Consider the following 21,587-nt stretch of genomic DNA (forward strand, 5'->3'; position numbering starts at 1 on the left):
TGCCGCTGCAAAATTGCTTGAAAAACCGATAAGCTTAACGATTTTTCTGTTCAAATGCTTTCATAAAATCAATTAAATCCCGGACCCCCTGACGAGGAAAAGCATTGTAAAGACTGGCGCGCATACCGCCGACACTGCGGTGTCCCTTGATATTTTTAAAACCGAGCGGAGCTGCTTGAGCTACAAATTGAGCATCTAATTCTTTGTTTGGTGTAACAAATGGGACATTAGCTACCGAACGTTCAGCCGAATGTTTAACGGGGCTGCTGTAAAAATCTGATTGATCAATAAAGTCATAAAGGAGACCAGATTTTTCCCGGTTAAGCTCTTCCATCCTGTCAACACCGCCCAATTCCTTGACCCATTCAAAAACAAGCTTGGAAATATAGATACTGTAAGCTGGCGGTGTATTATAAAGCGATCCGGCATCAGCCTGAATTCGGTAGTCAAGCATACTTGAAAGTGCCGGTTCATCATTGAGAAAGTCTTCACGAATAATGACAACAGTAACACCCGCAGGACCAATGTTTTTTTGCGCTCCAGCATAAATAACCGCAAAATCCTCAACGTGGTAGCGAACGGCCAAAATATTAGAAGACATATCAGCTACAATCGGCACACCGTTCGTATCCGGCAAGTTGTAAACGGCTGTTCCTTCGATTGTGTTATTGGTTGTCAGATGAACATAAGCGGCCTCCGGGTCAATCGCTGATGCCTCGAAAACTGGGATATGGTCATAAACGCTTTCTTCAGACGAAGCTAATAAAATAGGTTCAAAAGGAATGGTTTTGGATAATTTAACAGCTTCTGCATACGCTTTTTTGCCCCATGAACCGGCAACATGATAATAAGCCTTACGTCCTTTAGCAAGATTTAAAGGCAGCATACTGAACTGCGTAGAAGCCCCGCCTTGCAGGAACAGCACCTTGTAATTATCAGGGATAGCCATTAAATCACGCAGCAGCTGCTCAGCATCTTTAATAATTGTATCGAACTCTTTGGAGCGGTGGGACATTTCTAAAACACTCATACCGCTGCCCTGATAGTCTAACATTTCAGCCTGTGCCCGTTTAAGCACCGATTTCGGCAATACTGCAGGACCTGCAGAAAAATTGTAAATCGTCATCAAAACACCTCCGTACAATATCACAAATTATAGCAAATTGTCAGAATTTTGTAAAGATTTTTCAAATCTGATTCATTTCAAATCCATGATATAATAAAATAATATATAAGCTGGAATTTCAAAAAAGCTGTAGATGATTAAGGGCAGACAAAAATCATAGCCTCCCAAATCATTGTTTGTACTATAAACAAAACGCAGTAGCCTAGCATTATCTCAGTCGCTTTTTCAAAGCTTTAATATTAAAATGTCTGCTAGGCTTTTCGGGGCAGACGTCGAACGTTATGGTTTGGGCTCTGTCTCATTCTCTAGCCGTTCTGACAGAGATGCTGTCTGCGAAATCATAGATTTCTGGCTTACCGCCATTTTTGCTGTGAGCTTTTCACGGCCTTTGTATCTTATTTTTGTGAGGTGTTTTATTGTGATTCTTAAAGAATTTTGTGCAGAAAATATAACCGGTCTGCAGACATTAGACAGTCAGTCGGTAACACGGGTAGAGCTTTGCGATAATTTAGCTGTCGGAGGGACAACACCGTCTTACGGAGTGATAAAGGAAGCGGCCAAAATCCTCCACGAAAAGGACATCAGTCTGGCTACAATGATTCGGCCGAGGGGCGGTTCTTTTGTTTACAATGACCTTGAACTTAAAATTATGGAAGAAGATATCTTACAGGCTGTCGCCTTAGAAAGTGACAGTCTTGTTCTGGGGATGCTGACAAAAGACAATGAATTGGACACAGAAGCTATTGAGCAGCTCATGCCGGCAACTCAGGGCTTGCCCTTAGTCTTTCATATGGCTTTTGACCGTATTCCTAAGGAAAAACAGAAGGTAGCTTTAGATCAACTGTCCGAATTGGGTTTTACCCGTATACTGCTGCACGGTTCTGTGCAAAAAAATGATATTTTAGCTAATGCCGACTGGATAAAAACGCTTCACACTTATGCAGATGGCAGAATTGAACTGGTGCCGGGCGGTGGAGTCACTGCAGAAAATTACCAAGAGCTCTGCCGCCTGACAGGCTGTCAGTCTGTCCATGGGACACGTATCATTTAAAATCTGCAGAATTTCTTCTTCCAGCCTTTGCAGTTGAATGAAAAAGAGTGTTTTAAGCGGGCAGATAATTATTGTGCTTACTGCATAAGTGGTTGGTTTTGACAAAAAAGAGTCTAAGATAAAATCGTCATTTCGAAGAAATGGATTTTATCTTAGGCTCTTTATATTTTTCAGTAAACTCCTCTCATTAATCTTTTAAATCATGATAGATATTATAGACCTCTTGCCTGCTTAGCCCAGCCGCTTTAGCCGTTTTTTTAATGGCGGCATTAGGGGCCAGTCCCTCTGCGATAAAATCACGGACAGAAACCTGTATGTCCTGTTCTGTCAAATTTTCAGGTTCCCTTGCAGCCTGACAGCCAGCAACAATTAGCAGGCATTCTCCTTTTGGCGGCTGTTCTTCAATATAGGCCAGTATTTCGGAAACTGTTCCGCGCTGATACTCTTCATAGCGCTTTGTCAGTTCACGGACAAGGGCAATCTTCCGGTCGCCGTAGACAGCCAGCATATTTTTTAAGGTTGCTGCCAGCCGGTAAGGAGATTCATAATAAATCTGTGTTTCAGGATAGTTCTTTTTAGTGGAAAAAAATGCTTTTTGCTGGCCTGCTTTTCTGGGCAAAAAACCGTAAAACACATGGGGCTGAGGCAGCAGACCGCTGGCAATCAGGGCTGTGATACCAGCAGAAGCTCCAGGCAGTGCTACAACCGCAATATTTTGGTCAAGCGCTGCCTGAACCAGTTCATATCCCGGGTCCGAAATTGAAGGCATCCCTGCATCTGAAACCTGCGCTAATGATTTTCCATCCTGAAGCAAGGCCAGCAAAGCAGGAATTTTCTCGGCTGCATTATGCTCATGGAAACTGATCTGTCTCGTTTTGATAGCTAAATGCTTTAGCAGCAGTCCCGTATTGCGCGTATCTTCAGCGCAGATATAATCCACATTTTTCAGCGTTTCAACAGCCCGCAAAGTAATATCCTGTAGGTTGCCAATTGGTGTCGGCACCAAATAAAGTGTTCCTAAAGTATATTGCTTGTTAAAACTTTTTTGTATTTGCATTTATCCTACTCTCTGTACAGCAATTCCATACAAAACACACAGCCCTCATCATTTTCACGGCGCTGACCGTAAAATGAATTGCAGACATGAAAGCCATCTAGGTAAATACTTTCTAGGTGGTCTTTCCCTTGGTGCGAAGATTTAGCAACCGTTTCAGGCTCCATTTGGTTTAAGCGCTCACGCAGTTTCGTATTTTCCAGGCGCAGTCCCGTGTTTTCCTTGACCAGCTCCTGAACCTGTTTTTTCATAGCTTCCACTTCAGCCAAGGTGACCATCAAATTTTGAGAAAAGTCATCAAAAGCATCGAATAACTTTTTTTTATCCACCAATTTTAACCTCCTCAACAGCATAGGTCAGCAAAGCCTTCTGCTCTGTCAAACGAATTTGCAGAGTTTCTGCAAATACATTAATTCCTGCAACAACCCCAACCCCATTTTGTGTTTCGACGACAGTTCCCACATCCGGAAACCTCTTCTTGCTTGTCTGATAGAAGTCATCTTCAAAACTCAGGCAGCATAACAAACGCCCGCAAAGCCCTGTTAATTTACCAGAACTTAGCGATAAGCCTTGATTTTTTGCCATTTTAATAGAAACCGGCGGAAATTCACCTAAAAAGGTTGAGCAGCACAAGGTACGGCCGCAGGGACCCAAGCCCCCATAAATTTTAGCTTCCTGACGGCTGTTGATCTGTCGGAGTTCCACACGCGTTTTAAAATGAGCAGCCAAATCTTTGAGAAGCTGGCGGAAATCAACACGCTCTTCTGCCGAAAAAGTAATGAGAACATAGCTTTTTTCTAAAGGAAATACAATATCGAGCAGCTTCATCTGCAAGCGATGCTCGGCAATGAGCTCTCTGACTTTAGCCTGAGAGCGCTCTGCCAGCTGCCGATTGTCACGGTTCGCCTGAAAGTCCTTTTGACCGGCTCGGCGCCAAACATGGTCCAAATCTGCCGGAAGTTTGTCTGGACGCATCTCAGTTTGAGTTTGAACAACTTTAGCCAGACGGCTGCCATTTTTATTTTTGACAACCAGAAAATCACCTTTTGGGTAAAACTTGTCAGATTGTACATAGGTTAAATCATCTTTTTCACCGTATTTAATTCCAATTACTTTTGTCATGAAATCACCACATATTCCAATGCATTTTGAAAGCTGACATTGCTCTGCCACATTAATCGTGCTCGAAAAAGGAGCTGCAGAAGCCGGCGGTTTTGCTTTGTTTTTATCTCCTCTGCCAAAAGCAGAGTCAGCAATTGAAAAGCGATATCCTGTTCACTTTTATCAGCCGCATACTGAACCAGTCGGGCTGCTTCCAAATAAGCTAAATCAGGGTGTTCTTGAAGATTACTGATGAAACGCCGGCAAACCTGCTCAAGTTCCAGATTCTTCTTGTTACTCAGTAAATTATCAAGTTCCTGAGGATCCTTAGCCAGCTGCGCAAACAGTTTGGCCTGAGTCTTTAAAAGACCGGCCCGTTCAGACTGTTCCAGCAAATAAGCCTCATTTTTGGGGAAATGAAAAATCTGTGTACGGCTTCTGATAGTCGGCAACACTTTATCCTCATCAGCTGTCAGTAAAATCATATAAGCAGAACTCTGCGGTTCCTCAATCACTTTCAGCAGGCTGTTAGCTGCATTAATATGCAGCTTTTCACATTCCTTTATGATAAACACCTGTGTCTTCCCTTCAAAGCCTGACTGCGAAAAATTACGCAGCAACTCTTTTACAGTATCAGTTTTTATCACTTGGCCGCTCGGCTCAATGAGACTGACATCAGCAAAATCTCCAGCTTCAATTAAGCGGCAGGACCGGCAGTTCCCGCAAGGGAGGCTGTCCTGCAAATTTTCGCAAAAGCGGCTTTTAGCCAAAAACAGCGCCATAGGAAAACTTGCGAAGCTGCCTGAAAAAAGATAGGCATGATTTAAACGATCAGCCTGCAGAATCTTTTTAAACTCTGCAAACAGTTTTGGTTGTAGTTGCTCTAAGTCCATGATTTACCTGCTTTGCTTTAGCCGTTCCATGATAACTCCCAAAGCATTTTCAGCAACTGTTTCTGCAGCCTGAGAAGCATCGAGAGTCACTATTCTGTCTGGATCTGCCTGTGCTAATTCAAGATATCCTTGACGAACCCGTTTATGCATATCCAGTGTTTCCAAATCCAGGCGGTTAACCTCCCGCTCCTTATTTTGCTGAATACGGCTTAAGCCAAGTTCAGAAGGCAAATCAAAGAAAAGTGTCAAATCTGGTTTACGGCTGTCTGTCGCAAAATCATTCAGACGATCAATCGTTTTTTTATCAAGCCCTCTTCCGGCTCCTTGATAAGCTATCGAACTGTCAATGAAGCGGTCAATCAGCACTATCTTTCCTTGATTCACAGCCGGAAGCACTTTTTCGATAAAATGCTGACGTCTGGCCGCCATATAGAGCAGCAGCTCTGTTTTCGCATCCATACTGGCATGGCTGACATCCAGAATAACCTCTCTGATACGCTCGGCAATCAGAACTCCGCCAGGCTCACGTGTTACAACAATATCCTTTTTGATTTGTTCCCGCAGCTGAGGCAGCAGCATCTCTAAAACCGTCGTTTTCCCAGCACCATCCGGTCCTTCAAAAGAAATAATAACCCCTTTAAACATACAGCTCCTTAAAACAAGATACAAAGGCCGTGAAGAACGCAAAAGGAAAATAGGAGACTGACCGCTGAGTCATTAAAGACTCAAGGGAAGTCTATCTTTTTCCCGCAGCGTTTAGGCCATGTTCAATTCATCAAGATACAAAGGCCGTGAAAAGCTCACAGCAAAAATGGCGGTAAGCCAGAAATCTCTGATTTCGTAGGCGCACCCCTGCCAGAACGACTAGAAAGGTGCGGTCGACTGTTAAGGCAACAAAGCTTTCAGTCGTTTACAGCTGGCGGTAAGCCAGAAATCTCTGATTTCGTAGGCGCACCCCTGCCAGGACGGCTAGAAAGATGCGGTCGGCCGCTAGGGCCACAAAGCTTTCAGACGGCTGCGACTAGTTAACTTGAAATCAATTCTAAACTTAGCTATGTTTTTTTGCAAAGAGCTTAGGCCGTGTTTGTTTCTTATTTTATATTTCTTTTTACACCGGCTGACAGCAGCCCTGTTCTTGGGCTGATTTAACCGGTATTTAATACTTTTATTTTAGCAAATTTTTACTAAAAAAGACACCGGCAGCAGCTGCCGATATCCAAAAACAACTATTTCAAGGACTTAGCCGCCGTTTTTTCAATCGATTCCACTTCAATTCCCTGATTAAGCAGCTTCGCTTTTAAATCTTCAATAGCTACCTGACCGTCAATCTGTACCTCAATGACTGTTTTTCCTGATTTGCGGCTGGCAATAACTGTATGCTTGATATTGAGATTTTCATCAGTGATGGTATCCACAACTTTGGCCAGCACCCCGATACTGTCATCTGCCAGAATAACTGCCCGGACACCCTCTTCGCCATAACCAGACACTTCCAAAAAAGCCCGAAAAACATCCTTGTCAGTAATCACCCCGTAAATCTGCCCATTATCAACAACCGGAAGAATGCCGACACTGTGTTTCATCATAATATAAATAGCATCTTCAAGCCGAGCGTACTGCGATACCGTCACAACATCCTTTATCATAATATCGCCAATTTTCGTCTTATTAAGCAAATAATTCATTTCATAAATCGAAAGACTGGATGCTTTTGACGGACTGGCTTCTGCCATCGTTCCTGCAGTCACTAAACCGACCAAATGATCGTTTTCGATAACCGGCAGACGTCTTAAGTCCTGTTCCCTCATAATATCTGCTGCTGCTGCAACTGTCGTATCCGGGGAAACATAAACAACCTTTTTGGTCATAAAATCCTTTACTGGCATAAAATCCCTCCTCACTGCTTTACCTTTATTATAACAAAAAGACCGGGATTCAGTAAAATGAGGCTGTTATCTGAAGGCATTTTATACCTATTTTAAAAATCAAGCAGGGGATCACTTAATGTCAAAAAAATCCCTGAAAGTCAGAGCGTTTTAGACTGTTTGCATGCTTGCAGACATGCATCTTTAATATCTTAATCACCCAATCATAATGATTGGACATAATTAGAAATCTGGAACAGAAGGGACAGACCACGAAAAAACATTTCTGCCAATGGCTCCATCACTAAAAGCATCAAGCAATCCCACAACTCGGTCACGACTAATTTGTAAGTGTTATCTGACCTTCTTCTCTAAACCATTTTTCCATGTTTTTGATAAAGGTCGCATTCATTTCATCGTAAACTAGCCAATGTAAGGCAGTGACAAGAAGAGCCGAACTTTCACAGCTGCAATGTGCTTTACAAAATCAATTATGAGCTGCTAGTATTCATAGAGATAGCTAAGAATATTCTCGCCTACTCAGTATGCTTCTTTGCGCTTGAGCACTTGAGCTTATCTGAAAATTTAAGATTGCCGAGATTTCTTTTTTCTTTCAAGATATGTTTCATCAAAAAAACAGCTCCAGAACGGAAACTGTTAAAGCGTCAATTTTTTTCAAAACCTTATCCCCAAAATGTATCTTCTGCCGCTTGGTCTTCGGAAAAGAGCCAAACCTCTTTAATTTTGCCATCCTCTATACGAAAAAGATCAATACCATTCATATTAAGCTCTTTCCCATCTGTACGCTTCCCTACAAAAGTGACATTGGCAGCAATTAAATCTTGGTTATCAGAAACCCAATTAGTCAGCACTTTGAAGGTTCCATTTGTTTTTTCAGCAAACGATGCCAAATGTGCCCCCAGTGCTTCTTTTCCACGGTGAATCCCAGAAGTACTGTGTCTGCCAGGCTGATGCCAAATAACAGCATCGTCCATTGTGGCAAAAACTGCAGGAAAATCACCAGCAGCAAGAGCGGTATTATAAGCATTAAAAATTTCCAAATTTGTTGACATATTTCTGTCTCCTCTTTTATTTTTTTATTGATTATGCTATTATTTTATCAGCTGCATATAAAAAAACAAGTACGCTTTTTACCATTAGTAACTATCAAATATGGTACTATTGAAGTGTATAAAGGAGAAAAAATGTCAAATAAAGTCAGTCAGTATGGAATTTGTCCTTTTGCTACAACACAAAAAGTTTTAACTGGTAAATGGGGACTGGTTATTATCTATCAACTAAGTACCGGAACAAAACGTTTTAATGAACTGCAGCGTTTAATCCCAGGTATTACGCAGACTATTCTGACAAGGCATCTTCGCCAATTAGAAACAGATAAAATCATTAAGCGGCAAGTTTTTGCAGAAGTGCCGCCTCGTGTTGAATATAGTTTAACAGACATAGGAAAACGTTTTCAATCTGTTTTAGATGCTATTGAACTTTGGGGACTTGACTATATTAATGAGCTCAATTTAACACCTTCGCAGAATGAAGCTAAGAACTAAGAAATGCAGCTCATTTAGCCGCAAAGCGAAGAACATTAAAAGCAGGTACTGAAATAACAAAACTAGAGTAAAAGGCTTCCAAACAAAAAAACTGTGCCAGGCAGACACGTTTGCATAGCAGTCGTGCCTGCCTGGCACAGTTTTTTATTTTCAGCTAAAATCAAGCTTTCTAACTTTTTCATAAGCGGAAATGAATTTATTCTCAGAGATTCAGAGATAATTTACCCACCCAAATAGGCTTTCCGCACCTCATCAGAGGCTAAAAGTTCCTCACCAGTACCCGAGAGAACAATCTTACCAGTTTCAAGAACATAGCCGCGATCTGCAATCGAAAGAGCTTTATGTGCATTTTGCTCAATCAAAAGAACAGTTGTTCCCTGTTTTTGAATATCCTGAATAATATCAAAAATTTCCTGAATAAAAATCGGTGCCAGCCCCATCGAAGGCTCATCAAGCAGAAGGAGCTTGGGTTTGCTCATCAGCGCACGCCCCATAGCCAGCATCTGCTGTTCACCTCCCGAAAGTGTTGCTGCATCCTGATTTTTTCGCTCCTCCAGACGCGGAAAACGGTCAAACACCCTCTGTAAATTGTTTTGATTCTCCTCACGGCTGTTGCTTAAAAAAGCACCCATTTCCAGATTCTCCAAAACAGTCAGGCCCGAAAAGACATGGCGTCCTTCAGGAACCTGAGAAAGACCGCTGGCAACAATTTTCCGCGTCGCAGCTTTCTGAATGGCTTCGCCTCTAAAAGTAATGCTTCCGCCGCTGGGACGGACCAATCCCGAGATAGTTCTCAAAATCGATGTTTTCCCTGCACCGTTAGCACCGATTAAGGAGACAACCTCGCCTTCGTTAACCGTAAAAGAGACATCCTTAACGGCCTGAATAACCCCATAATGAACCGAGAGATTGTCAACTGTTAACATTGTCATTAGATTTCACCTCCCAGATAGGCCTCAATAACACGCTGGTCATTTTTAATTTCATCCGGTGTCCCTTGAGCAATCAGTCTGCCGTATTCTAAAACATAAATCCGTTCGGTCACATCCATAACCAAACTCATATCATGTTCAATCAGCATAATTGTAATGTTAAAACGATCTTTAATCTGCCGGATAAGCTCTGTCAGCTCTGCTGTTTCCTGCGGATTCATACCAGCTGCTGGTTCATCCAGAAAAAGAATTTTAGGTTTAGTTGCCAAAGCCCGGACAATCTCTAAGCGGCGCTGCTGACCGTAAGGCAGGTTTTTCGCTAAACTTTCGGCTTTATCTTCCAAACCAAAAATAGATAGCAAATTCAGTGCTTCTTTCTGCAGGTCCTGCTCGCTTTTATAAAATTTAGGCAGACGCAGAAGACTGGAGAAAATAGGCAGGGAACTGTTATTAGCCATGCCTATCAGTACATTGTCCAGAACAGTCATTTCCTTAAACAGGCGAATATTCTGGAAGGTGCGCGACAAGCCTAAAGAAGCAATTTTATAAGGGAGTTTTCCGTTCAAAATCGTACCATCAAGACTTACAGTACCTTCACTTGGTTCATAAACACCGGTCAAAAGATTAAAGAGTGTCGTCTTTCCAGCACCATTGGGGCCGATGAGCCCAACAAGCTCTCCTTCATTTAACTCCATAGTCACATCGCCAACCGCAGTCAGACCGCCAAAATTCTTTGTCACATTTTTTATTTCAAGAAGTGCCATTAACGACTGCCCTCCTTAGACTTTTTTTTGAATAATCTTGCAAAACTGAATTCTTTGGTTCCCAATAAGCCGCCGGGCCGGAAAACCATAACCAAAATCAGAGTTAATGAGTAGATAATCATCCGCAGGTCGGAAAAGTTTTGCAAATACATGTTCAGAATCCCCAAGACAACAGCGGCCACAATCGTGCCCGTCATAGAGCCGAGCCCGCCCAGAACAGCAATGATAAGATAATCGATCGATCTCATAATCGTAAAGTCTTTAGGGGCGATTGTCCCGATATAGCCTACATAAAGAGAACCAGCAATACTTGCTGTCATAGCTGCAATGGCAAAGGTCATCACCTTAACCTTAGTGGTGTTAACCCCCATAGCTTCCGCTGCAATTTCATCTTCCCGAACCGAAATAACTTGACGGCCAAAGGAACTGCGCAGGTAGTTCATAAAGAAGATGAGTATAAGAACAACAAAGATAAAGACCGTAGACCACTGTGAGTAGGGCAGAATGCCGGTTAAGCCTGCTGCTCCGTTAGTTAAATCGCCGCCATTAACAATGGCAATTCGGATAATCTCTGATACTCCAAGCGTAGCAATCGCCAGATAATCTCCTTTTAACCGCAGGGTCGGAAAACCGACAATAACAGCGATAACTCCGGCAAGAAGCGCGCCGACAATCATGGAGAGATAATAACCGCCATAAGTTGGGTTAAAGTCAGTCATAATCGCTGTTGCATAGGCACCAATAGCCATAAAACCTGCCTGCCCTAAAGAAAACTGGCCGGAAAAGCCAAGAACCAGATTGGTTCCCATCGCCATGATCATCGAAATACCGATTCCCATGAGAATCTGGATATAGTAAACGCCTAAAAAGCCAGAACTGATAAGCACTGCAAGAATAGTGTAGATAAGTGCAATTACAGCAATCCAGGCTAAAATAGATTTTAGATTTTTTTTCATTGCCTTACACCTTCTCTTTCACATATTTGCCAAGAATACCCGCCGGACGGATCAAAAGAATAAAGATTAAAATCGCATAAACGACTGCATCACGGTAGCTGGATAAACCGATAGAAATAGAGAATGTTTCCAGAAGACCGATAATAAAGCCACCCATTGCTGCTCCAGGGATAATTCCGATTCCGCCCAAAACAGCGGCTACAAAGGCCTTAATACCAGGAGTCATTCCCATCAGCGGATTAATGGAATTATAGTAAAGACCGATTAAAACACCGGCTGCTCCTGCCATCGCTGAGCCCAGTGCAAAAGTGAAACTGATGGTGCTGTTGACATTGATACCCATCAGCCGCGCCGCATCACTGTCAACCGACACGGCCCTCATAGCTTTACCCATCTTGGTTTTCTGAACAATAAACTGCAAAGCCAGCATCAAAATTACCGAAACAAGCAGAATAATGATTTGGACATTGCTGATACTTACAGGCCCTAATGAATATTTAACTGTCTTAATCGCCTGCGGGAAGGGACGAGCCTGCGCTCCAACCAGATATACCATAGAGTATTCCAGAAAAAAGGAAACACCGATGGCTGTAATCAATGCAGCAATCCGTGTTGAATTGCGCAAGGGCCGGTAAGCCAGAAATTCAATAAGAACTCCTAAGGCTGCGGTAACCACTATCGTTAACACAAGAGCAACAAAAAAATTTAAATGATAGTAACTAATCAAGTAATAGCCGATAAAAGCACCCATCATATAAATATCACCGTGGGCAAAGTTGATCAACTTGATGATCCCATAGACCATAGTGTATCCTAGGGCCAAAAGAGCGTAAACACTCCCTAAAATCAGACCGTTTACAAGCTGCTGGAGCATAATTTCACCAAACTTTCTAACATAATAATATATGGGGAGGCAAAGCTTCCCCATATTTCCTTTTTAAAACTTAGTCAGCTTCGACAACTTCTGATGAAGATTCCTCGCCATTGGTCAAACCGATAATAGAAACTGATTTAACCGGATTATGGCTTTTATCAATTGTCATTGTTCCGGTAACCCCTTCGAAATCTTCCAATTTCGCAAGGTTAGCTGCAATATCTTTAGAATTTTCAGCATCTTCGGCACTTTCAGCAATCATGTAGATTGAATCATAAGTCAAAGCCGCAAACATTGACGGTGCCTGACCGAACTTAGCTTCATAGGCCTGCACAAACTCAGCCGCCTTGTCAGAACTTGATGCCGAGAAACCAGAAATATAATAAACATTATTAGTATTTTCAGCACCGGCCAGATTGATGAGCTGATCATCAGCAAAGCCATCAGGACCGACTATTGGTGCATCAATGCCCATTTCCCGAGCCTGTTTGATAATTGTACCGGTCTCTTGGTAATAACCCGGCATGATAATCGCATCGTATTCTTTATTTTTGAACTTCGTCAAAGCCGATTGGAAATCGGTGTCTTTAGATTGGAAGGTTGCTTCAGTAACAATATCACCCTTATATTCTTTCTTAAATTCTTCAGCGATTCCTTTAGCATAATCGCTGGAATTATCATAGTAAAGAACTACTTTGTCCGCTTTCAGATTTTCTGTCGCATATTTAGCAAGCACCTGCCCTTGGTAACTGTCAATAAAGGTGGTACGGAAAATGTATTCATAAGCTTCTCCATCCTTATTCACTGTTAAATCATCCTGAGTTCCTGACGGTGTGATCAAAGGAACCGCCGCTGACTGGGCATTAGGACTGGCAGAAGCAACAGCTGATGAAGTTGCTGGACCGACAATAGCATTAACCTTGCTTTCAGTTGCTAAATTAGTTGCTACAGTAGCTGCCTCTGAATTGTCTGATTTATTATCTTTAGAGACAAGTTCAAGCTTTTTGCCGTTAACGCCTCCGGCTTTGTTGATTTCCTCAACCGCAAGCTCTGCGCCGTTCTTTTCAGCATTGGCATAGGCTGAAACATCGCCGGTTAATTCAAGATTCAAGCCGATTTTTATCGTATCGCCGATGTCATTGCCTGCGGCTGATGAATTACTGGACGGTGCCGATCCACAGGCTGCCAGAACAATCGTACTCAAGAAAGCTGCTGCAGTTAAAGCAAATTTCTTCTTCATATTTTTCTCCTTAAATTTCTTAGTTAGTGATACGTTAATAAGAATACTGAATTATCTGAAAATTGTCAAGACTTTTAGACTAATTTTTTTCTTCTCTGAAAAGACTGCCGACAAAATCACAATTAATATCATCCAGATGCGAAACCTTCACCTCTTTAACAAATTTAAGACGGGAGAGTTCGGCCAGTTTATCTGCTAAAACAGTCTTATCAACATAAATAAGCAAATAGCGCATCCGGCGCGAATGATAAATGATATCACCGATTCGGTTCAGTTTGCGGGCATCGCGGTTATAATAGAGATAAACAGCAATACCTTGCCTATCTTCCTTTTTTAGCATGTTCTTCTCCTCTTTCTCGGATATTGCGGCCTCTCCCCTTTTCATGCGGACGTTTATGCGGAGCTAAGGGCAGCCCAGTATCAACAAAAATATCAGGCGAAACCGCTGCAGAAATTTTCTGTGAAAGTTCAGCCAATACTTTCTGCACCTCAACTTCAGCCTGGCGGTAACGGATAAGACGGTCATTCATATCTATTTTGCGTTTTTGCGCCAGAAGCCTCCGGCGCAGTTTGAGGTTTTCTGCCCGTGCATTCTTATAAGGAGCCATTGTCTCATAGTTTTCCTGAAGCTCCTGAAAATGCTGGATATCCTGCTGCAGTTCTCTGTCATTTAGAAAAGCTGTTTTTGTCTCCCGGTATTTCTCCACAATTTCCAATTCTAAGAAAGCCTGCAGAACTGTCTCCATAGCATCCTCAACAGCTAGGAACTCTTCATTAATCCTTAGCATAAGAAAATTATACCATAAAAACTTTTCCATTAAAAATCTGTCCAATCTTCTTTAAAGGCAATACTGCTGATATTTAACTTATCTTGTCTGTATGCTGCCAAGTGCCGTCTGCAGCTCTTTGCCCCTTTATCTTTGTTTATCACTGAGTGACAAGGCATCATGTTAGAACTGAACACGCCCTAAACGCTGCAGGAAAAAGAGATACAATCGTTGGAAGCGTCAGTGACTTACGAGTGTGGCTGCTCTATGAGTATAAAACTTCCTAGAGTCTTAGGTGACTCTTCGTCAGTTTTCCTATTTTCCCATTGCGTTCTTAACCGCCTTTGTATTTTAAAAAACAGCTTGAAGCACCTGCTCCAAGCTGTTATGATACTAAGCACAGCGGCTAAGACTTTATTTCAATTCATTATTTTCCATAATTTCATCAATAAAGCCATAGTCTAACGTTTCTTTCGCATCCATCCAGTAATCGCGTTCAGCATCTTTGTGAATCTGTTCAATCGGCTTACCGGAATTTTCTGATAAAATCTGTTCTAATTTATTACGGGTTTTTAAGAGCTGCTCCGCAACAATAGCCATATCTGACTGCTGTGTGCCGCTTCCGGTTCCTCCCATTGGCTGGTGGATGAGGTATTCAGCATTAGGGAGCATAAACCGCTTGCCTTTTGCCCCGCTTGAGGCGATAATTGTTCCCATGGAAGCTGCCATCCCCATTACAATGGTCTGTACATCGGATTTAATAAAATTCATGGTATCCACGATAGCCAGACCGGCTGTGACAGAACCGCCAGGAGTGTTGACATAAAGGTAGATATCCTTGGTATTGTCTTGAGCATCCAGAAAAAGCAACTGAGCAATGATTGAGTTAGCCATATTGTCTTCAACCGGACCCGTTAACATAATGATACGGTCTTTTAAAAGACGAGAGTAGATATCATAAGAACGTTCGCCGCGGCTTGTTTGTTCAATAACTACAGGAATCATATATTTTCTCCATTTCTTTTAACTTTGATACTATTATAATCATTTGGTCAAGAAAGGTCAAATAATAAAATTGTTTTCAGAAAAAACTTTATTTTGTTCCAAACAAGCGATCGCCTGCATCTCCCAGACCTGGAACAATATAGCCATTTGAATTCAGCTTTTCATCAAGCGCCGCAGTATAGATATCAAGATCAGGATGTGCCTCCTGCAGCACCTTAACTCCTTCGGGGGCTGATACCAGACAAACAAACTTAATATTGGCTGCTCCGCGCTTCTTCAAGGTATCCACAGCTAAAACAGCTGAACCTCCAGTCGCCAGCATAGGATCTACTAAAAAAATCTGACGCTGATCAATATCTTCCGGCAGCTTAACCAGATATTCAACCGGCTGCAGCGTTTCTTCATCGCGGTACATGCCGATATGACCGACCTTCGCCGCTGGAACCAGACTGAGCAGACCGTCTACCATTCCGATACCAGCTCTCAAGATAGGAACAATAGCCAACTTCTTCCCAGCCAGCTGTTTCTGCTTGGTTTTGGTAATAGGAGTCTCAATTTCTACATCCTCCAAAGGCAGATCACGCGACACCTCATATCCCATGAGCATAGCAATTTCGTTAACCAGTTCCCGAAACTCCTTAGTCGATGTTTCCGTCTGACGCAAAATAGACAGCTTATGCTGAATAAGCGGATGTGAAATAACTTGAAATTTTCCCATAATAAACTCCTTTAAATAAGATACAAAGGCCGTATAAAGCTCACAGCAAAAATAGGAAAATGGACGAAGAAACGTCAGTTTCTAGGAGATTTTCTCTTTTTTGCACAGAGCTTAGGCCGTGTTCAATTCCAATAAGATAACAAAGGCCGTTAAAAAATCCGTATGAAAAGACGGTAAGCCAGAAATCTCTGATTTCGTCAGCGCACCTCTGCCAGGACGACTAGAAGGGTGCAGTCGGCTATGAAGGCGACAAAGCCTTCAGACGGCTACGGCTGACGGCAAGCCAGAAATCTCTGATTTCGTCTGCGCCCCTCTGCCAGGACGACTAGAAAGGTGCAGCAGGCTGTCAAGACAGCAAAGCTTTCAGTCAGCTACTGCTAGAGCTATTCTGGACTGTCACCGCGCCGAGACGGACTTCATCTTTTTCACTAGGATTTTAGGCCGTGTTCGCTTCTTTATACTGTATCTCTATTGATTATACCAAAATTTACAAAAAAAGACTGTAAGTAAGACAAATAAGTTACTTCTCTTAAATGTATTTTATATTTATAAATGACTTCTCACAAAACGAGGCAGGGACAAAAGCCCCTGCCTCATTTTACTTCTTAAACAGAAGAGTTTGGCACAATGGCTGATTGGAAATTCTTATCCCTTGCTGCACAAGGGACAGCCATCTCTAATTAACTGTACGGAGGCGGGACGGCAAAATCGAAAATGTCATTTTATGGCCATTTACCGATTGCTGTTCTGCTCTCTTATGTCAATGAGGATTCACGTTCCTTAGCTTAAGGATTCACAGCTGCCTGACTTAAAACAGCTGTTCATACTTAAAATTTCTTGAAAGTGAAGAAAGCAGCCAGAGTTGAAAGAAAACCCAGAGAAGCAGCTAAGAGACCTTTAGACCCCCCTGACTGTGGATTTTTGTGTTTTTGCTTTCCTTTGTATTTATTCTCCAAAGCTTTTTGACTACCTCGGGACTTTTTAGCCTTATTTTCCGTTACAAACGTTTTATGGCTGCTTTTCGTTTTTTCAGGCTGTTTAAGCTGAGCAGTTACCATATCCAGCAAGTCCTTAAGATTCTGTTCCGTTAAAGTGACTGTTCCCGAAATATTAGCATTAATATTGACATCATAACGGACAGTTATGGAAATCGGTTTGGATTGGTCGCTGCTGTCAGGATTTTGCTCCTGATTATCATTCCCCGGATGAGTCTGAGGATCCTCATTATCCTGATTGTCTTCTTCGCTGTCCTGATTGGTCTTACTGTCTTCCGGCAGAGCTGGCGTATGCGGTATCAGGCCGTAACCGCCGACCACATTCCAATCAATATAACCATCATTTTCCCCCGGCAGGTAGGCAGTATCCAGTGTTCCCACTGTTCTTTGGGTCTCACTGCTTTCATCCCAAATCCAGTCTCCCTGTTCTGTCATTTGGGCCAGAACACGTGTAGTATTATCCGGTAAAATTTGGATAAGGAAACTAGGCGCCCAAGTTGAATTATTGCCTTTCCCTGCCACTTCATTGCGATTGGTCATATAAGAGGTGATCAGCAAGGTATCATCAGAACCCTCGACAGGAACAGCATAGTAAGAGTAGGTAGCTGTCCGCCAGTCAGCAGGAACAGAAGCCGTCAGAACAATGCCGACATCGTTAAGCGGAACATAGCCTTCAGTCAGACTGTCAGAAACATAGCCCAGCATCACAACATTGTCACCGACAACATTGTTGGCAAGGTTCCAAGCATCATTATTACAGCCGTGATTAAGCCGAGAAGCGGCAAACAGATAATACTTATCCCCCAGCTTAACAACATTCGGCCGTTCAATTTCATCACTGACCATAGGCGATGTCAGAAGCGGTGTATAGTATTCTGCAATTTCTGGATTTTTGACATCATCTGTTAATTTCAAAATTCCGATGGCAGCATTGGATATGCTGGCACGGGTATACATATCCGGATCTTCCAATAAGCGGAAGAGACTTTGGACATTATAGGCAGCATCTCCTCCGTAGTTCGTCCAGTTGTAAATCTGATCTTCACCTTGGTAGTTTTGAGTCCCGGTGCTGGCTTCGAAGACCAGATAGCGGTCACCGTTTTCATCCTCAATGACATGCGGATCCCGCATAGCAATATTATCTGCACCGGTAAAGGTTGAACGCCACTGTTCGTAGCTTTGGTAATAGTAGCCATCTCCTCCCTCGGGAGTTAAAACTTTATCATTTTCTACAGCATCAAGATAGACATTCTCATCGTCAAAAGATAAAACCAAGGTAGCTGTCGCTAATTTTTGATTATTACTGTTATTATCGCTGGTATCTACCTGTGTATAGTAAAGCTGAATGGTTCCGTCGTCATTTACAGTCGCTGAGCCTGACCATTGCTGAGTGACAGCATCCTGATTATAACCAAAAATTGAACCGGCATTTTTCCAATTTGAAAAATCATTATCAGCGTACTTATTGTAAAGAAGATAGATATGATTATCGTTAGTATTAGGGATTCCCATCATAGCAATAACCAGCTGGTAGCCGTTCCAATTGACAACTTCACCGGTTCGGACATCTTGTACAGGCCATGAGTCCCAAACATCCAAATCTGCTATCTCACCAGTTTGAGCGTCACGAGTTGTCGCTGCCTCCATATTTTCAATAACTTCTGCGTTAAAATACGGAATCGCATAGCGCGGATCCTGAGCAACCAGAATATTAGCAATTTCTTCAAATTGCTTATAAGTCATCTGTGTGCCGGTTTCTGCATCACTTGTCAGTTGTATCCGATTCAGCGCTGCCTTTTGAGCATCTGTCAAACTGGATATATCTAACTGCGCTTCTTCAGCAATATGAGCCGCTGTGTCCGTTAAACCAGTATCAGGATTGACTGCATTATCCGCAGCCTCGTCTTGATTCACAGCCGCTTCTGCCAGCACTTCCTCTGCAGGAGCTGCCTCAGCCTCCTCGGTCTGCTCAGCTGCTGGTATCTGTTCGGATACCTCAGCTGCTGCTTCTGTATTCTCAGCAGCCGCTTCAGCCGGAACAGCTGCTTCTAAGATATCTGTATCGGCAGGGGCTGCGTCAGTCTCTGAGTTTTGAGGATCTGCTGCCTCCGCAGGAGCAGGTGAGGTCGTTTCTGTCTGTGCAATCACCTCTGTTTCATTGCCGCTGGCTGTATCAGCCTGAACATCTCTGCCTTGAGCAGCAAAGGTCAAACTTGCTGCAGCAACAGTCATGACAACCCATCTTTTTTTGGATTTGCGCATTAATTTCCGAACTTTCATTAGAAATCTCCTTTTCCATTTATCAATATTTTGCTTAGCATTCTAACATGCTGAAAAATCAAAAACAAATTACAGGATGATGACTTCAAGATTTTGAAAGCGTTTTCTGTTACTTTAAGGTTATTTTTAGGTAACAGTTCTTCAGCCTGTATTTGCTTTTTCCCGATTTTTTTTTACAATAAAATCAGGCTTAAAAAGAAGATTTTTTGATATTTTTCTGTCTGCTCACGAGACAGCGAAAAAAGAAAAGATTTGTAATCATAATGTTACGTTATTCAGATGGTATGGAGATTACGGTTTAATGCTAAAAAAACAGCTGGATACTACTAAGCTGCTGCGGCTTGCATAACAGAGCAAAAGACTTAAAAAATAAAACTTTGTGCCCCCTTTCTGGTCATCTTGTCAGAGGGGCGCAGACGAAATCGGAGATTTCTGGCTTACCGTCAGCCGTAGACGTCTGAAAGCTTTGTCGTCTTAACAGCCGACCGCACCTTTCTAGTCGTCCTGGCAGGGGTGCGCAGACGAAATCAGAGATTTCTGGCTTACCGTCTTTTCATACGGATTTTGACACGGCCTTTGTATCTTACTTTAAGGAGGAGAAGATGAAAAAATCATTTAGGAATTGGGCTTTTTGGGGAGGGACTGCTTTTTTAGCGGGAGCGGCGGCTTTTGGGTTTTTGCAGCGCAGTACTGCGGCTGAGACCCTGACTTCAGATGAGCATGTTCAGAAAGCTCATTTAACAACAGCTCATGGCTGGTCCAACGACCTGCAGACGATTGTCTGGAATGATGAAGGGCAGTACTATGATATTTATTTCTTGCACTCGGCTGACGGGGCAACTCAGCCTTTTGGGCCGCAGGGGCAAGACTGGTACCATACAACTACAGCTGATTTTGTCCATTATTCGGAACAAAACAGCGCTCTTCCGTCATCAGGCGGAGACTCAAAAGATGGCTGGCTGTCTGCCTGGACTGGAACAGTTATCCGCAATGATGGTTCCGTCAAGGGAGCTCCTATCGAAGCTAAGGTCGCTTATTTTACGGGTATCCGAAAGAGCGACCAGCAGCAAAACATTTATGCCGCTTATTCTTCTGATAACGGAAGAACCTTCAGTCATGTTTTAAATGAAGGCAAAGCGGTGGCAGATATCAATGACAGCGAAACGGTAGGCGGCAGACACCCTGATTTTCGTGATCCTAATGTTTTTTACTGGAATAACAAAATGCTGATGTATATCGCCGAAGGCTCTGATATTGGGGTTTATCAGTCCAATGACGGCCTTAAATGGGAAAAAGCTGATAAACAGGGGGAATCTAAGGTTGTCAGTGCCACTTTCTTTCAGGGACATTCTTGGCAGGATAATGCGCCCGTTGAATGTCCGGTTCTCAAGACACTGACCATGCCTAACGGACAAAGCAGGCAGGTCCTCTTCTTCGGAGCCAAAGATGCTTCTAAGGGGGAAACAACGGGAACTTACTATATTGTTGGGCATCTTGATGCTAACGGCCTTTTTGTGCCTGAAACAGATGCCAGACGTCTCGACCAAGGCTCTGACTATTATGGGGCTAATTTTTCAGGAAGCGACAGCATTGACAGCAGCAATACGTCCATACTCACACTCGGCTGGGTCGGCAATTGGAACTATTTTACTAATGGGGTCCATTCAGATCAGGAAGCCAGCAGTCCATACGCTCAGCGGCTCGGTTCCTACTCCAGTGCCCGCCAAATCACACTGCAGAACGACCTGACTATAGCTCAAAGCTTAGTTTTACCTGATACGGTTCTCAGCCACACTGGAACTTATAGCAATGTGACTAAAAATAATCCGCAGTCAGAAGATAAAAAACCATGGGTAGACCGACAGGACACAAACGGTGACGTTTACGGGCTTTATGATATTCCCAATCAGTCGGCTGTTCAATACTATAAGCTGGATTTTACCAATACAAAAGGAAATTATTCAGGACGTATTTATATCGATATTTGGCAGGGAGCAGACTATGTTCACTTTAATTACGACCCTGCCAACGGTATGTACAATGTGAAACAGTACGCTGCTGAATTAAATAATGGGATAAACGGTCAGGGAGCAGCAGATTATTATCATAACGGACTATTGGGCAATGGCAACGGCTATCTGGCAGACAGCCAGCTCAAAGAGCAGCAAAACATTAGTTTGCAGGTTGTTACCGATATTAACAGTGTCGAATTTATCTTTCCCAATGGACAGACCTATACTGTCGCCCGCTTCAGTCCATCGTCCCGGCAGGATTTCAAAATTTTTACTGAAGACCCAACCGATGGCAATCAAGTCACTATCGAAACCGCTGATATCGGTTAACTAAGCTGAACTCCCCAAGACTTTTTTGTCTTGGGGAGTTTTACTATCTGTTATTCGTG

The 21,587-nt window shown here is 42.8% G+C and carries 21 protein-coding genes; 3 read left to right on the forward strand and 18 right to left on the reverse strand.

From position 1 onward, the window contains the following. Positions 1–34: 34 nt before the first annotated feature. Complete coding sequence (gene serC / locus DDV21_RS08715) at positions 35–1,126, reverse strand: 3-phosphoserine/phosphohydroxythreonine transaminase (protein WP_116878010.1); 1,092 nt, start codon at positions 1,124–1,126, stop codon at positions 35–37. Between the two features lie 418 nt (positions 1,127–1,544). Between serC and DDV21_RS08720 the strand changes: the two genes are divergently transcribed. Then, positions 1,545–2,177, forward strand: coding sequence for a copper homeostasis protein CutC (locus tag DDV21_RS08720; protein ID WP_116878011.1), 633 nt, complete (start codon positions 1,545–1,547; stop codon positions 2,175–2,177). A 187-nt stretch (positions 2,178–2,364) separates the two neighbouring features. Here the strand turns inward: DDV21_RS08720 and rsmI are convergent, their stop codons facing one another. The 7 genes from rsmI to DDV21_RS08755 form a co-directional block, all read right to left on the reverse strand. Beyond that, entirely contained in the window at positions 2,365–3,234 is an 870-nt protein-coding gene (rsmI, locus tag DDV21_RS08725) for a 16S rRNA (cytidine(1402)-2'-O)-methyltransferase (protein ID WP_116878012.1), read from the reverse strand. Between the two features lie 5 nt (positions 3,235–3,239). Next, positions 3,240–3,560, reverse strand: a complete 321-nt coding sequence (yabA, locus tag DDV21_RS08730) for a DNA replication initiation control protein YabA (RefSeq protein WP_116878013.1) — start codon at positions 3,558–3,560, stop codon at positions 3,240–3,242. Continuing rightward, a complete protein-coding gene (gene ricT / locus DDV21_RS08735) occupies positions 3,553–4,353 on the reverse strand; it encodes a PSP1 domain-containing protein (protein ID WP_116878014.1) in 801 nt (266 codons plus the stop codon). The genes yabA and ricT overlap by 8 nt, the downstream gene beginning before the upstream one ends. Beyond that, entirely contained in the window at positions 4,350–5,225 is an 876-nt protein-coding gene (locus DDV21_RS08740) for a DNA polymerase III subunit delta' (RefSeq protein WP_116878015.1), read from the reverse strand. The genes ricT and DDV21_RS08740 overlap by 4 nt, the downstream gene beginning before the upstream one ends. A 3-nt stretch (positions 5,226–5,228) precedes the next feature. Next, entirely contained in the window at positions 5,229–5,870 is a 642-nt protein-coding gene (gene tmk, locus DDV21_RS08745; protein WP_116878016.1) for a dTMP kinase, read from the reverse strand. Positions 5,871–6,451: 581 nt separating this feature from the next. Further along, positions 6,452–7,111: a CBS and ACT domain-containing protein gene (locus DDV21_RS08750; RefSeq protein WP_116878017.1), complete on the reverse strand. Its 660-nt coding sequence runs from the start codon at positions 7,109–7,111 to the stop codon at positions 6,452–6,454. Positions 7,112–7,773: 662 nt separating this feature from the next. Continuing rightward, positions 7,774–8,163 (reverse strand): nuclear transport factor 2 family protein, encoded by a 390-nt coding sequence (locus DDV21_RS08755; protein ID WP_116878018.1) that lies wholly within the window; start codon positions 8,161–8,163, stop codon positions 7,774–7,776. Between the two features lie 132 nt (positions 8,164–8,295). On the opposite strand from DDV21_RS08755, the gene DDV21_RS08760 reads away from it, so the two are divergent. After that, positions 8,296–8,655, forward strand: a complete 360-nt coding sequence (locus DDV21_RS08760; RefSeq protein ID WP_116878019.1) for a winged helix-turn-helix transcriptional regulator — start codon at positions 8,296–8,298, stop codon at positions 8,653–8,655. A gap of 221 nt (positions 8,656–8,876) precedes the next feature. Here the strand turns inward: DDV21_RS08760 and DDV21_RS08765 are convergent, their stop codons facing one another. The 10 genes from DDV21_RS08765 to DDV21_RS08810 form a co-directional block, all read right to left on the reverse strand. Then, positions 8,877–9,587 (reverse strand): ABC transporter ATP-binding protein, encoded by a 711-nt coding sequence (locus tag DDV21_RS08765; RefSeq protein ID WP_116878020.1) that lies wholly within the window; start codon positions 9,585–9,587, stop codon positions 8,877–8,879. Continuing rightward, positions 9,587–10,351 (reverse strand): ABC transporter ATP-binding protein, encoded by a 765-nt coding sequence (locus DDV21_RS08770; protein ID WP_116878021.1) that lies wholly within the window; start codon positions 10,349–10,351, stop codon positions 9,587–9,589. Before DDV21_RS08770 ends, DDV21_RS08765 begins: the two co-directional genes overlap by 1 nt. Next, positions 10,351–11,307 (reverse strand): branched-chain amino acid ABC transporter permease, encoded by a 957-nt coding sequence (locus DDV21_RS08775; protein ID WP_116878022.1) that lies wholly within the window; start codon positions 11,305–11,307, stop codon positions 10,351–10,353. Before DDV21_RS08775 ends, DDV21_RS08770 begins: the two co-directional genes overlap by 1 nt. A 4-nt stretch (positions 11,308–11,311) precedes the next feature. Beyond that, the gene (locus DDV21_RS08780) at positions 11,312–12,181 is read right to left on the reverse strand and encodes a branched-chain amino acid ABC transporter permease (RefSeq protein WP_116878034.1); all 870 of its coding nucleotides are present in this window, start codon (positions 12,179–12,181) and stop codon (positions 11,312–11,314) included. 70 nt (positions 12,182–12,251) lie between these two features. Further along, positions 12,252–13,421, reverse strand: a complete 1,170-nt coding sequence (locus DDV21_RS08785) for an ABC transporter substrate-binding protein (protein ID WP_116878023.1) — start codon at positions 13,419–13,421, stop codon at positions 12,252–12,254. A 79-nt stretch (positions 13,422–13,500) separates the two neighbouring features. After that, positions 13,501–13,761, reverse strand: coding sequence for a DUF2129 domain-containing protein (locus DDV21_RS08790; protein ID WP_116878024.1), 261 nt, complete (start codon positions 13,759–13,761; stop codon positions 13,501–13,503). Then, positions 13,742–14,239 carry a YlbF family regulator gene (locus DDV21_RS08795; protein ID WP_241964664.1) on the reverse strand — a complete coding sequence of 166 codons (498 nt, stop codon included), beginning with the start codon at positions 14,237–14,239 and terminating at the stop codon, positions 13,742–13,744. The genes DDV21_RS08790 and DDV21_RS08795 overlap by 20 nt, the downstream gene beginning before the upstream one ends. 363 nt (positions 14,240–14,602) lie before the next feature. After that, the gene (locus DDV21_RS08800) at positions 14,603–15,193 is read right to left on the reverse strand and encodes an ATP-dependent Clp protease proteolytic subunit (protein ID WP_116878025.1); all 591 of its coding nucleotides are present in this window, start codon (positions 15,191–15,193) and stop codon (positions 14,603–14,605) included. A gap of 88 nt (positions 15,194–15,281) precedes the next feature. Next, positions 15,282–15,911, reverse strand: a complete 630-nt coding sequence (upp, locus tag DDV21_RS08805) for a uracil phosphoribosyltransferase (protein ID WP_116878026.1) — start codon at positions 15,909–15,911, stop codon at positions 15,282–15,284. An 827-nt stretch (positions 15,912–16,738) separates the two neighbouring features. After that, entirely contained in the window at positions 16,739–19,186 is a 2,448-nt protein-coding gene (locus tag DDV21_RS08810) for a glycoside hydrolase family 68 protein (RefSeq protein ID WP_241964665.1), read from the reverse strand. A gap of 602 nt (positions 19,187–19,788) precedes the next feature. Here DDV21_RS08810 and DDV21_RS08815 point away from each other — a divergent pair. Then, a complete protein-coding gene (locus tag DDV21_RS08815) occupies positions 19,789–21,528 on the forward strand; it encodes a glycoside hydrolase family protein (protein WP_116878027.1) in 1,740 nt (579 codons plus the stop codon). The last annotated feature ends 59 nt before the right edge of the window (positions 21,529–21,587 follow it).

Origin of the sequence: Streptococcus chenjunshii, from assembly GCF_003086355.1 — a bacterium.
GTDB classification, from domain to species: Bacteria; Bacillota; Bacilli; order Lactobacillales; family Streptococcaceae; genus Streptococcus; species Streptococcus chenjunshii.